Source organism: Pseudidiomarina homiensis, from assembly GCF_003987225.1.
GTDB classification, from domain to species: Bacteria; Pseudomonadota; Gammaproteobacteria; order Enterobacterales; family Alteromonadaceae; genus Pseudidiomarina; species Pseudidiomarina homiensis.
In genome coordinates this window covers 22,174-36,382 of the sequence record NZ_PIPX01000003.1, presented here as the reverse complement: position 1 = coordinate 36,382, position 14,209 = coordinate 22,174, and the positions used below count along the sequence as shown (strand labels likewise).

At 51.8% G+C, this 14,209-nt stretch carries 10 protein-coding genes; 4 read left to right on the top strand and 6 right to left on the bottom strand.

Annotation, left to right across the window (positions count from 1 at the left end; translation table 11 throughout):
* The first annotated feature begins 31 nt into the window (after positions 1–31).
* From CWI70_RS11130 to CWI70_RS11115, 4 genes are all read left to right on the top strand, one after another.
* Positions 32–1,243 (top strand): NRAMP family divalent metal transporter, encoded by a 1,212-nt coding sequence (locus tag CWI70_RS11130; RefSeq protein WP_126773773.1) that lies wholly within the window; start codon positions 32–34, stop codon positions 1,241–1,243.
* Positions 1,244–1,386: 143 nt separating this feature from the next.
* On the top strand, positions 1,387–2,937 hold the full coding sequence (locus CWI70_RS11125; RefSeq protein WP_126773772.1) for a S10 family peptidase: 1,551 nt from the start codon (positions 1,387–1,389) through the stop codon (positions 2,935–2,937).
* 16 nt (positions 2,938–2,953) lie between these two features.
* Positions 2,954–6,142, top strand: a complete 3,189-nt coding sequence (locus CWI70_RS11120) for an amidohydrolase family protein (RefSeq protein WP_126773771.1) — start codon at positions 2,954–2,956, stop codon at positions 6,140–6,142.
* An 86-nt stretch (positions 6,143–6,228) separates the two neighbouring features.
* A complete protein-coding gene (locus CWI70_RS11115) occupies positions 6,229–7,164 on the top strand; it encodes a LysR family transcriptional regulator (RefSeq protein ID WP_126773770.1) in 936 nt (311 codons plus the stop codon).
* 7 nt (positions 7,165–7,171) lie between these two features.
* Here the strand turns inward: CWI70_RS11115 and CWI70_RS11110 are convergent, their stop codons facing one another.
* The 6 genes from CWI70_RS11110 to CWI70_RS11085 form a co-directional block, all read right to left on the bottom strand.
* A complete protein-coding gene (locus CWI70_RS11110; RefSeq protein WP_126773769.1) occupies positions 7,172–8,386 on the bottom strand; it encodes an ABC transporter permease in 1,215 nt (404 codons plus the stop codon).
* Between the two features lie 23 nt (positions 8,387–8,409).
* On the bottom strand, positions 8,410–9,723 hold the full coding sequence (locus CWI70_RS11105) for an ABC transporter permease (RefSeq protein ID WP_126773767.1): 1,314 nt from the start codon (positions 9,721–9,723) through the stop codon (positions 8,410–8,412).
* A 10-nt stretch (positions 9,724–9,733) separates the two neighbouring features.
* Complete coding sequence (locus CWI70_RS11100) at positions 9,734–10,447, bottom strand: ABC transporter ATP-binding protein (RefSeq protein WP_126773765.1); 714 nt, start codon at positions 10,445–10,447, stop codon at positions 9,734–9,736.
* A 16-nt stretch (positions 10,448–10,463) separates the two neighbouring features.
* Positions 10,464–11,732, bottom strand: coding sequence for an efflux RND transporter periplasmic adaptor subunit (locus tag CWI70_RS11095; protein ID WP_126774051.1), 1,269 nt, complete (start codon positions 11,730–11,732; stop codon positions 10,464–10,466).
* Between the two features lie 75 nt (positions 11,733–11,807).
* Positions 11,808–13,244 carry a sodium:proton antiporter NhaD gene (gene nhaD / locus CWI70_RS11090; protein WP_126773763.1) on the bottom strand — a complete coding sequence of 479 codons (1,437 nt, stop codon included), beginning with the start codon at positions 13,242–13,244 and terminating at the stop codon, positions 11,808–11,810.
* A 148-nt stretch (positions 13,245–13,392) separates the two neighbouring features.
* Positions 13,393–14,196, bottom strand: coding sequence for an SDR family oxidoreductase (locus CWI70_RS11085; protein WP_126773761.1), 804 nt, complete (start codon positions 14,194–14,196; stop codon positions 13,393–13,395).
* Positions 14,197–14,209: the final 13 nt, after the last annotated feature.

The window sequence follows — 14,209 nt, the reverse complement described above, 5'->3', positions numbered from 1 at the left end:
CAATCAACTAGGTCGCTATCGAAAGGTCATTATGACGACATCCTCAACTGCTGCCCGGCTCAAAAGTTTAGGGCCTGGCATTATTCTCGCTGCCGCGGCTGTCGGCGCCTCACACCTTGTCGCATCCACGCAAGCAGGTGCTTTGTTTGGTTGGCAACTGTGGTGGTTAATCCTCCTCGTCAACGTTTTAAAATATCCGTTCTTTCGTTTTGGCGTGACCTACACGCTCACTCGCAACGAAAGTCTAGTAAGTGGTTACTATCGCAAGCATAAGCTGTATTTGTGGGCCTTCACGCTGCTCAATATCATCGCTGCGGTGGTGAATACGGCGGGTGTGCTGCTGCTCACGGCCAGCCTGTTGCAACTGTTTTTGCCGCAACTGAGCTTAGCGCTGCTGTGTTGGCTAATTCTACTCGCCTGCTTACTGATTTTGCTTGGCGGCCAATACCGCAGCCTTGATGCTATTGCTAAATGGATCATGGTGACATTGTCGTTGGCAACTATCGTCGCGGTGGTTATCGCTTGGCAAAACCATGTACCTCCTGCGACAGATTTTGTCGCACCATCGCCGTGGGAGCTGTCAGCGCTGGCGTTCTTGGTGGCGATGATGGGCTGGATGCCGGTGCCCATCGAGCTTTCGGCGATCAATTCGTTATGGCTGCGCAGCAAACAAAAGCTCACCGCGGTGACGCTCAAAGATGGCTTATTCGACTTTAACTTGGGCTATTGGAGCACGGCTTTTCTGGCCTTAGTTTTCCTCGCGTTAGGTGCCTTGGTGCAGTTCGGTGCGCCGCAGCCGATTGCCATGGCCGGTACCAAGTTTGCCGAGCAGTTTGTTGCCATGTACAGCGCCACTATTGGTGCTTGGTCAGAGTATTTGGTCGGCGCCATCGCGTTTTTGTGCATGTTTGGCACCACCTTGGCGGTGTTAGATGGCTATGCGCGAACCTTGCGCGAGAGCCATCGCTTGATCACCAAACGCCGCACCAGCTTACGTTACTGGGTGCTAGGCCAGTCGGTGGCAGGCATGTTAGTGATTCTTTACTTTCAGGCGGCGCTTGGACCAATGTTGAGTTTTGCGATGACACTGGCGTTTCTGACCACGCCGTTCTTTGCTTGGTTGAACTACATGCTCGTGCGCAAACAACAGATGCCGACGGCGATGCATGCATGGGCGTGGATTGGGCTGACTTATCTGCTCGGCTTCGCGCTACTGTTCGTCTACTGGCGTCTGTTCACTTAGGCTCTCACCTGAGCCCTAATGTAACCTCGCCCCTAACTTCGTGCGGGTTATCTGCAATTTAGGGGCGTTGACCTCACTGTGCTTGAGGTTTCCCTACGCATCTCTTTTAATGGGATGATTCCAACAAGAATGAGGTTGAATCCATGAAATTAGTTTCACAAGCGGTTGCGGCGACCTGTGTTGCGGCAACTTTAATGCTGAGCCCGTTCGCCTACGCCGAGCAAAGCGACAGCAGCCCAAGTGCCATGCCAAGCGCAAAAATTGCTGCTGACGATGTGGTGGTTACTGAGCATCGAGCCAACATCAACGGTGAGCGTTTCGAGTACACCGCAACCACCGGCACCCAGCCGGTGTTTGATGACAACGGTGATGCTACCGCAACATTGTTCTTCACTTACTATGAGCGCCAAGACGTTAAAAACCGTGAAGAACGTCCATTGTTGATTTCATTCAACGGTGGTCCCGGCTCTGCCTCGGTATGGATGCACATTGCCTACACTGGCCCAAAATCGTTGCGCGTTGACGATGAAGGCTTTCCAATCATGCCTTATGGCGTGAAAGACAATCCGCATTCAGTGCTTGATGTTGCTGATATCGTGTTCGTGAACCCAGTGAATACCGGCTATTCACGCGTGTTACCGAACGAGAAGGGCGAAATGCCTTCGCGCGATAAGCAACAGAAAATGTTCTTTGGCGTGAATGTCGACGTGAGCTATTTGGCTGATTGGGTGAACACCTTTGTGACGCGTCACGAGCGCTGGCGCTCGCCGAAGTACCTGATTGGTGAAAGCTACGGTACCACGCGTGTATCAGGCTTGGCATTAGAGCTACAAAACCGCCAGTGGATGTATTTGAATGGTGTGGTGTTGGTGTCACCAACCGAGATCGGCATCAATCGTGAAGGTCCAGTAGAAGCGGCGAATCGCCTACCGTACTTCGCTGCTACCGCTTGGTATCATGATGCGTTGAGTGAAGACCTGCAAAACAAAGACTTGCTCGAAGTGCTTGAAGAAGTCGAAGCGTACACCCTGAACACCTATTTGCCTGCGCTTGCTAAAGGCGCCATGTTGCCTGCCGCCGAGCGTGACGCCGTTGCCGCTGAAGTGGCGCGTTTCTCTGGCTTAAGCAAACAAACCGTATTGCGTGCCAACTTAGACATTAATCCACGCTTCTTCTGGAAAGAATTGCTGCGTGACCGTGGCCAAACGGTAGGTCGTTTAGACTCACGTTACCTTGGTATCGACCGTGATGACGTAGGCGATAGCCCAGACTACAACGCGGAGCTGACTTCATGGTTGCACTCGTTCACGCCAGCCATTAACTACTACCTGCGCGAAGAGCTCGGTTACAAAACCGACGTGAAATACAACATGTTTGGCCCTGTGCACCCATGGGATCGCACCAACAACAATACTGGCGAGAACCTACGTCAGGCGATGGCGCAAAACCCATACTTGAACGTGCTGATTCAGTCGGGTTACTACGATGGCGCCACCAACTATTTCGACGCGAAGTACACGGGTTGGCATCTTGACCCAAGCGCACGTATGGAAGATCGCATCGATTTTAAAGGCTATCGCAGCGGTCACATGATGTATTTGCGCGCGGAAGACTTGAAACTAGCTAACGATGACTTGCGTGACTTCATCAACGCGACTTTGCCAGCGAAAGGCGAAGCGGCTAAGTACGAATAATAGGAAGGTTAGACACATGACTAAATTATCAACGCTGGCCCTTGCGGTCAGCGTCGCACTTTCTGTAGGCGCGCCTGCTACGGCAATGCAGCAAGACGAAGAAGCGAAGTGGGACGTACAAGCGCCACAAGGCGAATTTAAAGACGTACAAATCAAGGTCAACGAAGGCACTTGGATGAACGTCGACATGAGCCCCGATGGTAAGTACATCGTTTTTGACATGCTCGGTGACATCTATCGTATGCCAGCTAAAGGCGGTGAGGCTGAACTGTTAGCTGGCGGTATCGCTTGGCAAATGCAGCCGGTGTATTCGCCAGATGGCAAGCACATTGCTTTTACCTCAGACCAAAGCGGCGGCGACAACATTTGGGTGATGGATGCCGATGGCGGCAACCAGCGTGCAGTAACCGACGAAACGTTTCGTTTGTTGAATAGCCCAGCTTGGAGCCCAGACAGCCAATTTATCGTGGCGCGTAAGCACTTTACCGCACGCCGCTCATTAGGTGCCGGTGAAGTGTGGATGTACCACGTCAATGGTGGTTCAGGTGTGCAATTGACCGAACGTCCGAATGACCAGAAAGATTTGGGTGAACCTGCGTTCTCACCAGATGGTCGTTACATCTACTTCTCGCAAGACGACACGCCGGGCAAAACCTTCCACTACAGCAAAGATTCGCTCGAGGGTATTTACACCATCAAGCGCTTCGACCGCGAAACCGGCGACATCGACGTGATTCGTGGTGGTGCGGGCGGTGCCATTCGCCCAACGCCATCACCTGACGGCAAGCACTTGGCGTACATTAAGCGCGAAGACTTCAACAGTGTGTTGTATCTGTACAACCTCGAAACTGGCGAAGAGCAGCGTTTGTACACCCAGCTCGACCGTGACATGCAAGAAACCTGGGCGATTCACGGCGTTTATCCGACCATGGATTGGACGCCTGACGGCGAAGCTCTGGTGTTCTGGGCCGATGGTAAAATCATGCGTCTTGACGTCGACAGTCGCCAAGCGCGGGTGATTCCGTTTAGCGTGGAAACCACCAAGAAAGTCCAAACCGCATTGCACTTCAAACAAAACATTGAAGCTGATGACTTCAAGGTGAAGATGCTGCGCAACGTGCAAGTGTCACCTGATGGCGAACAAGTCGTCTATGAAGCGTTAGGGCATCTGTATCAGCGTGAGCTTGATAACGATGCTGTGGAACGCCTGACCGACCGCGACGGCGCATGGGAACTTTACCCAAGCTACTCGCGCGACGGTAGCAAGCTGGTCTACGTGACGTGGGATGACCAAGAACAAGGTCAAGTCATCGTGCGTGACGTGCGCAGCGGCAAAGAGCAAGTGTTACCGACGGGCAAAGGCAAATTCATTGAGCCAGTATTTAGCCCAGACGGTACGTCAGTGGTTTATCGTAAAGTGCGTGGTGGTTACATCACCCCTGATACTTATGGCGTGAACCCTGGTATCTACCACTTGGCGTTAGAAGCGGATGCTGAGCCACGTTTAATTAGCGAAAACGGCTTCCAGCCGCAATTTGGCCAGCGTAATGACCGTGTCTATTTGATGGACTCAAGCGGCGCGCAGAAGCTACTTGCGGTGGATTTAGAAACCAAACAGCAGCGTACGCTTTACACCTCTGAGCATGCGACGGAGTATCGTGTCTCGCCTGATGGTCAGCATCTCGCCTTTGCTGAACGCTTTAAAGTGTTCGTGACGCCACTCGTTGAGCGTGGTGCACCGATCGCGATTAGCCCAACCGACAAGCAGTTCCCGGTTGAGCAACTATCAGTTCGTGCTGGTGAGAACATTTCGTGGACCGCCGATGGCAAGAACCTTTACTGGTCGCTTGGTCCCGAGCTTTACCATGCGTCAGTCGCTGGTTTGTTTGCGATTGATAAGGGCGACGACAGTTTTGAAAAAGTCGCCAATGGTACCGACATTAGTTTCACAGCTGAGCACGGTATCCATGACGAAACCGTTGCCTTTGTCGGCGGCCAAGTGATCACCATGAACGGCGATACGGTGATTGCCGAAGGTACCGTTGTGGTCCGTGGCAATAAGATTGTCGCTGTAGGCGCAAAGGATGAAGTCAACGTGCCGAGCGGCGCTACGGTGATCGACACTACCGGCAAATCAGTAATGCCTGGCTTGTTCGACGGTCACGCGCATGGTCCTGCCGGCGAGTACGAGATCATTCCTGAGCAAAACTGGCAAAGCTACGCCAACTTAGCGTTCGGCGTGACGTCGATTCACGATCCATCGAACGACACTACCGAAATCTTCACCGCGAGTGAGATGCAGAAAGCGGGCTTGATTGCCGCACCTCGTACCTTCTCGACCGGTACGATTTTGTACGGTGCCAATGGTCCGGGTTACACCTCACATATTGATAGCCTTGACGATGCCAAGTTCCATCTTGAGCGTCTGAAAAAAGTCGGTGCGTTCTCGGTGAAGAGCTATAACCAGCCGCGTCGTAACCAGCGTCAGCAGGTGATTGAAGCGGGGCGTGAGCTTGAAATGATGGTGGTGCCAGAAGGCGGTTCATTGCTGCAGCACAACTTATCGATGGTTGCTGACGGGCACACCACCATTGAGCACTCGATTCCAGTCGCCGAAATCTACAACGACATCGAGCAGTTCTGGCAGCAAACCGACGTGTACTACACGCCAACTTTAGGTGTTGCTTATGGCGGTATCTGGGGTGAGAACTATTGGTACGCCGAAACTGACGTGTGGAAGCATCCGAAGCTATCCAAGTTTGTCCCGCAAGATGTGCTGGTCGGCAAGTCGATGCGTCGTGAAAAAGCGCCACACCATCATTACAACCACATTAACAATGCTGAAGTCGCGAAACGTTTAACTGACGCTGGCGTGAAAGTGGTTGCTGGTGCTCACGGACAACGTGAAGGTTTAGCGCAGCACTGGGAAATCTGGATGATGGCGCAAGGTGGTATGACGCCACTGGAAGCGTTAGCGACCGCGACCATCAACCCAGCGATGGAATTCGGCATGGACCACGCTATTGGTTCACTCGAAGAAGGTAAGCTCGCGGATATTATCGTCATTGACGGTAATCCGTTGGACGATATTCGTGTGACCGATCGGGTAACCCACACCATGGTCAATGGTCGTTTGTATGATGCGACAACCATGAACCAATTGGTGCCAGCGGCTGCACCGCGCGCGAAATTCTTCTGGGAATAGACGATCGTTGTAGCGATTACGGCTGTTTATTTCGCAGAAGCTCGTTATAATCCCGCTATATTCGTATAGCGGGATTTATTTTTTTTATGAATAACATCAAAGATATTGACCTCAATTTACTGGTTTATTTAGACGTGCTTTTGCGTGAGCGCAACGTCACCAAAGCCGCAGCGCAACTGAACATCACGCAACCGGCCATGAGTAATGGTCTGAAGCGTCTTCGTAGCCTACTTAATGATCCGATTTTGGTGCGTACCAGTGAAGGTATGATCCCCACCGAAACCGCTTTGCGCATGCAAGAGCCGGTTCGCCAGATTCTTTATTCTGTTGAAGAAATGGTGCAGCCCGCGCGGGAGTTTGATCCCGCTACAACCGACCGTGTGTTTCGCATTATGGCGTCGGATTACGCTGCGTCGACGTTGCTACCACGGTTATTGCCAGCCATCCAAGAGCAAGCACCGTCAGTGACCTTAGACATCATGACGCCGAGCGATATCAGTTTTCATGACGTTGAAAATGGCAAAGTCGATGTTGCGATTAACCGCTTCGAAAAACTGCCGCAATCGTTTCACCAAAAGGCCTTGTGGGAGGACGATTTTTCCTGCCTGATGCGCAATGACCATCCGTTGCTACAAGACTATTCACTCGAGAATTACCTGAAAGCCGAACACGTGTGGGTGAGCAAAACCGGTTTTGGTGTCGGGGTCGGTATGGACCCACAAGATGTGCAAAAGCTTGGCTGGGTAGACGAAGCGCTTGCCGATTTAGGGCACAAGCGTGATATTCGCGTGTTTACCCGTAACTACCATGTGGCGATGCACTTGGCGCGGCAGGGCTTGATCGCGACGTTGCCAACGCGCGCAGCAAGTCTCTACAAAGATGACGACGAACTCACGATGCGTGAGCCGCCGTTTGCGATTCCAGACTTGGACCTGACCATGATTTGGAGTCCGTTGTTACAGCATGACGCTGGTCACCGTTGGTTCCGCCAACTCGTGGCGGAAACCGCAGCGGAAGGTTAACCCCAGTTTAGGTGGTCCGCGTCGCCAGAGCAGGAGATAAATTCGCCGCTTTGCGCGCCGGACCAAGCACGGCAAGCTGCCCGACGATGACTAACACCACCATGGCAATGGGTAGGTAATGCCAACCAATACGTGGCAGGCTAAACGTGTCAACCAGCCAAATATTCAGCGCAATACTAGAGGCCACACCAATAATAAGGCCACTGCCAGTAATCAACAGGTTCTCAAGCATAAATTGGCGCATGATGTCGCCCTTGGTCGCGCCAAGAGCACGACGTGTGCCGATTTGCTTGCGGCGCTGATTGACCGTGAAACTCACCATACCGACGATACCTAAAGCAGTAACTAGCGTTAGCACAGTCACAATGACCCAAAGCACCGTCTGTAAGGCAAAGAAGTCTTGGTAAGCGTCATCGCGCTGTTCATCCATAGCGGTCACATTACGGATCAGCCGACCATCGCGTTTCGCTAACAGTAACTCTTCGACCTCACGCATGAGCCGATCGCGTTCGCCTGGCGCGGTGCGAACTAAATAACGGTTGGCATTCCACAAACCACGTTGCGGTACCAACATGACATTATTAACGTTACTCCACTGCACCCAAGGTGCCTGCAGATGGTCAATAATACCTTTAATGGTCATCGGTTCGTCGTCGCGAATAAACACGGTTTGCCCAATCATTTCTGCAGGTGTGAGATCCGGGAATAGATTCTTAGCCGCCGCCTCGGTTAATAAAATATTTTGTGGCCATTGCTTGTCATTCGACAGGCGATAGGTGACTTCAGTTTGACTAAAGTTCTCACCCGCAACCAATTCGACACCCAATGTGTTGAGGCCATGGTCGTCAACGAAGTAGAGCGAAACAGGAGTTCCGTCTTGGCTGTTTGGCGTCGTTGTAAGTCCCATCGACCAACCACCACCGCTCAACGGTGTAGAATTGATTTGCGTAGCATCAACCACACCGTTGAGCTTGCGGATCTCGAGCAAGTCGGTTTCCACGGCAACGCGCTCGTTGAAGCTGTCTTTGTAGCCAACGTACATTAAATGGAATTGGTTCGCTTCATCCATGCCGGATTCGCGCGCCATCATACTGCTACGGTTTTCAATCATATGAATAGCATTAACGATGATCGTCATGGTTAATGCTATTTGCAATGCGAGCAATAATGCGCCAACTTTGTTACGCAGTAACGCTCTAAAAATAGGGCCAATTTGATTCATGATGCGTTTCCTTTGTAGGCGTTTTATTGCGTTTTAAGCTGACCCGCGGGGGCAATACTGCAGGCGCGCCAAGTTGGATAAAGTGCGGCGAGAATCGAGCTGACGATTGCTAGAGCAAAGCCAACGGCAATCATTGTGCCATCGAGAGAGGTGAGGCCCTCGGTGGAGTCACCATAAAGCGCGCTGATGCCTTGCAAACCAAGCCAAGCGAGGATTAAGCCAACTAAACCGCCGAGCACACCCACAATGGCGGCCTCGACCGAATATTGCAGCATCAAGGTACGGCGGCTGGCACCCACGGCGCGGCGTAAAGCGATTTCGCCAAAGCGGCCAGTGAACTTGGCTAACAACAAGGCAATGGTATTGAGCAAGCAAACAATCAGGAACATTAACGCCATGTACATCATCATTTGTGCATCATCGGCGACCACCTCTTGGTATTCCAGCCACTCCATTACGTTGTGTAGACGGTTATTTTGCTCGCGGGGAAAGCGGCCCAGCTGCTTTTGTTCGGCTACGTAATTGTGCAAGAAGTCTAAATAAGCGTGCTTATCGTCAGGGTCTTCAAATTCAACCCAGAATTGCGAGTTGACGCATTCGGAATTCAAGAAAGCTTGAAAGGTTTCTTCCGCAATCGGCTTCCAGCAATTGTTATTACCGCTTGTATCGAGCTCCAGTGCTTGTTTTAAGGTGTAGGGCATGTAGACATCTTCCATGTCATTAAATGCGCCCGTTGCGAGGTCGAAGAACTTCGGCTTCGGTTCCCATTCGTCGAGCACACCGACCACCCGAAAGACATTACCACTGAACGTCACCGTCTCGCCCACCGAATTGGCGCCGCCAAAAATTTCGTTATTGGCCTCTTTACTCAGCACAATCACGAGCTCGCGTGCTTCATCTGCTTGTGTACTCCAGCCAGAGCCATAGAGAAACGGCGGCTCGAACATGGGGAAAAAGTCGGCATAGGTGATACGAACTGAAGCCAAGTAAGGCTTTTGATCCTTCCCTTTCGGCTCGATCACACCGTAAGAAGTACCCATGCCCGCCTGCCGATAGGCCATTTTTGCCTCGGTAAGTTGGGTCGCCTCAAGCCAAGTCACTTGGTCAGGTGGTAAATTGGGTTCGTCATAAGCTTCATTGGGCGACCAGTTATCAACCTGCACGGCAAACAACCGATCACTTTTGCTTGGAATTGGGTCGGCTGACATCAAATAGTTGACGGTAATGGTCGTCATTGCCGCGCCAATACCTAGGCCAATCGCAGCAATCATCAGCCCGGTGAGTAACACGTTCTTCTTTAAACTGAGCAGGGCCAAGCGGCCGTAATATGCAATCATGACGACCTCACTAAACTTGCGCAGTTTGTTGCAACAGTTCTTGGATATTGGTGCCGGTCTGAACCTCAGTGACTTGCCCATCGCGCACAAAGATATTGCGCTGCGCACGCTGGGCAAGACTCGGATCGTGCGTCACCATAATAATGGTTGTGCCTTGTGCGTTGATCTCGCTTAACAGGTCGAGCACGCCGCTGGCCATGTTTGAATCAAGGTTACCGGTCGGTTCGTCGGCAAGTAAAAAACGTGGCGAACCCGCTAATGCACGTGCAATCGCCACACGCTGCTGTTGACCACCTGAAAGTTGCGCTGGGTAATGGCCCATACGATTCGCGAGCCCGACGGTTTCCAGCGCCTGCTCGATGCGTTGCTTACGCTCAGCGCTATTGAATCCGCGGTAGCGCAAAGGCACGTCGACGTTGTCGAATAGATTGAGGTCGGGCAATAAGTTAAAGCTCTGAAAGATAAAGCCAATTTTTTCGTTGCGAAGTTGCGCGAGCTGGCGGTCGTTCATGCCTTGCACACTCTTACCGTCAAGTTGGTAATCACCATCGTCAAAGGTTTCTAATAAACCGGCGACATTCAGAAAAGTCGTTTTACCTGAACCTGATGGACCAGTGACAGCAACAAAGTCGCCTTCCTCGACCTGTAGATCAAAATCCCGCAGTGCGTGAGTTTCGATAGTATCGGTGCGAAAAGTTTTACGAACAGAAGTCATTTTCAACATAGTAGATTTTCTCATTTTAGTTGGTCAGGCGAACGGTCTGGGCATCGCCAAAAGGTTCGATACTGGAAATAATGATGCGGTCACCTGGATTCAGGCCGGCAGTAATTTCAACGGCATTCATACTTGATGCACCGGTACTGATCGTCGTGCGATAGGCCATGTCATCTTGGACGACATAAGCGATTCTGCCGCCACCGCTCTCCAGAAACTGGCCGCGACTGACTTGCAGAACGTCGGCTTTTTGCGCCAGGATGATGCGAGTCGTCAGGCGTTGGTTTTGGCGCAATGCATCGGGCATGGTATCGACAAAACGCACATTACCGATGACTTGGTTGTCGCGAATTTCGGGCGAAATCGCGACCAACTGTGCTGGGTAAATGGTTCCTGAGTAGTTAATTTCTGCGGCCATACCTATGGCGAGGTCATCGGCATAACTTTCTGGGATCGCAATTTCGACTTCGAATGCAGTAAGATCGACAACCCCGAGAACCGCTTGATTACGCGCAACCTGATTCTTCTGGTCGACTTCACGGTTACCCACGAGCCCTTCAACTGGCGAATGAATTGCAAGGCTCGCCACTTGGCGTTGTAAGTCATCAACGAGCGCTTGCTGGCGAGCGACTTGTAACTCACTTGTTTGCAGCTCAAACACTTGTGCATCGGCTGCGAGTTGAGCACTGGCCACGGCGTGTTCGTAAACGAGTTTGGCATTTTCGAGATCATCTTGCGCTTTCTCGAAATCGATTTCGCTAATCGCTTTCGCTTTCCATGCCTCGTCGGCTCGGCGCTTTTCGCGTTCAGCCGCGGTAAAGGTCACGCGCGCCATATCAATATCGCGCTGCGACTGCAGTTTGGCACTGCGGGTTTCAATACGCTGGCGTTCAAGATCGACCGTAGCAGCGTCGAGTGATGCTTGTTCTTGCGCGAGTCGACTCTCTAACTCCGGACTTTCGATGGTGGCCAAGAGCTGCCCTTTGGCAACCGTGTCACCGGCATCAACATAGTAAGTGACGGTACCTTCGGCAGGACTGTACAAGGTGGGTGCCACCGCGGCAATCACGCGGCCTTCAATCGACACATCACGGGTAAGATCCGCGCGAGTAACCGCTGCGATGCGAATCCGATCAAGCGGCACAGCATGTTCCGTCTGGCTCCATTTGCTGAGCGCAGGAAACACCGCAATACAGATGAGAAGGACTATCGAAAGACTAATGATAAGCTTCCAAGGACGCTTTTTACGGGTATCCCGCACAACGTCTTGGCCGCTCGTATCGGCAAGTTTGATCAAGGCTGTTCATCCCTTTCTAAGAGTTATTTTTTTCTTAGGACGAGATGAACAGCAGAAAGGTTTACATGGCGTTTAATTGAAGATGTGGAACAAGTGGTCGTTGAGCCAGATGTGGACCACGATACTGACGAAAAAGCCCACAGCAATGGCTGGCGCCCACTTTAGGTGGCTCGCAAAAGTGTAGTAGCCGCGGGCCTGGCCCATCAGTGCGACACCGGCGGCAGAGCCAATGGAGAGCAAGCTACCACCGGTACCGGCAGTAAGGGTGATCAAAAGCCATTGGCCGTGTGACATATCAGGTTGCATGGAGAGCACGGCGAACATCACTGGAATGTTATCAATCACTGCCGACATTAAGCCCAGTGCGACGTTGGCATAGGTGGGTGACCATTCGTTGTACAGGGTGTCGGATAGTAAGTGCAGGTAGCCCAAGAAGCCTAAACCACCAACGCACATGACGATGCCGTAGAAGAACAAGAGGGTATCCCACTCCGCCCGTTGGACACGGCTGAACACATCAAAAGGCACCACGCCACCGAGGCGCTTCAGGCGCTCCATATCGCCAGCACGTTCGGCCATGGCACGCTTGCGCGCGAGTGAACCTGGTAAGGTCATGCGCAAGAAGTAGCCAAAGAACTGCAAGTAACCAAGACCCATCATCATGCCCAACACCGGTGGTAGGTGCAGGAACATGTGGCACGCTACAGCGGTAGCAATGGTCAGTAGGAACAAGCCGGTGATGCGCAATGCGCCGCGTTTCAGTTCGACTTCTTCATACACGGCTTGTGGTTTTTTGTTCTCGATGAAAAAGTTCATGATCAATGCTGGCAACAGGTAGTTCAGCAGCGACGGGATAAACAACACAAAGAACTCGTGGAATTTAACAATACCTGCTTGCCATACCATCAGGGTGGTGATGTCACCGAATGGGCTAAAGGCGCCACCGGCGTTGGCCGCTACGACAATACTCACACACGACATACCGATGAACTTCTTGTCGCCATCAGCGACTTTCATGACCACGGCACACATCAATAGGGCAGTGGTAAGGTTGTCGGCAATCGGTGAAATGAAAAACGCGAGAAAACCGGAGAGCCAGAAGAGTTGGCGATAAGTGAAGCCTTTTTTCACCATCCATGAGCGCAGCGCGTCAAATAAGCGGCGTTCTTCGAGGGCATTGATGTAAGTCATTGCCACCAACAAAAACAGCATCAGCTCAGCAAACTCGAGCAGGTTATGGCGGAACGCATCTTCGGCGACACCAGGGAAGCCTTGGTCGACATAGACCCAACCGATCATAATCCAAATCAAACCCGCAGCAACCAAGACGGGTTTCGACTTACGCATGTGTAAGCGTTCTTCCCCCATGACCAAAATGTAGGCCGCGGTGAAAATGATAATGGCGACAATGCCAACGGTTGAAGTGGTTAAATCGAGTGGGCCAGCAGCGGCTAAAGCTGCAGGGCTCATGAGTAATGCTGCGAGCGCGATAAAGAGTAGCTTCCACATGTGTCGAAATCCTTGCACACAAAGGTTCTAGAGGAGGTTTGCGCGCGCATACTACCACAGAAACCACGAAAAGCAGCGGGCGTATTACGATTTTGTTAAAGGTCTTTGGAGGTACCTCTGAACAGGTACCGCCAATCTCGATCTAATACTATGATTTATCGTGTTTTTTAATCGATTTATGCAGTATTCGGCGATACCACGAACGGGGCAAAAAACGCTTCAAATACCATGCGTAGCGACCTTGCTTATGAGGAATTGTATAGCTATGTTGACGCTCGATTGCACGCATAATTTCCTTCGCGATGTCGGTGGCATTGAGTTTGCTTTTACTCATGAGCTTATCGAGTTTGGCTTCCATTCCCTCGATCGATGACCGCATCCCTTGCCCGAGATTGGTTTTAAAGAACGAAGGGCAGACCGCAGTCACGTGGATATTATGTTCTGCAAGTTCGTTTTCGAGGGTCTCGGACAAGCTCACCACCGCCGCTTTTGTGGCATTGTAGGAAGCCATATTAGGCACATCGAGTAGGCCAGCCATCGAGGCAACGTTCACAATGTGGCCGCCGTTGCGTTGCAGTAACGGCAGAAACGCCTTACAACCTCGCACCACGCCGAGCAGATTGATATCGATGATCCATTGCCAATCGCTAATACTGGTGTCGGCGAGTTTTCCTACTTGCGCTACGCCAGCATTGTTGACCAAGATGTCGATACCCTGCCAACGTTCATCAAGTTCTTTGGCGACATTTTCGAGGTCGCTCATACGTGTTACGTCACAGGTAAAAAACAGCGTATCGGGTTGCCAACGCTGCAAGCTACCGATTACCGCTTCGCCGCGTTTAGTATCACGGTCTAAAATAGCGACCTGCCAACCCGCTTTCGCCGCGAGTTGTGCCAAAGCGAAGCCCAAACCACTGGCACCGCCAGTGATGACAATACGTTGCTTTTGCATGAAAAACCTAACC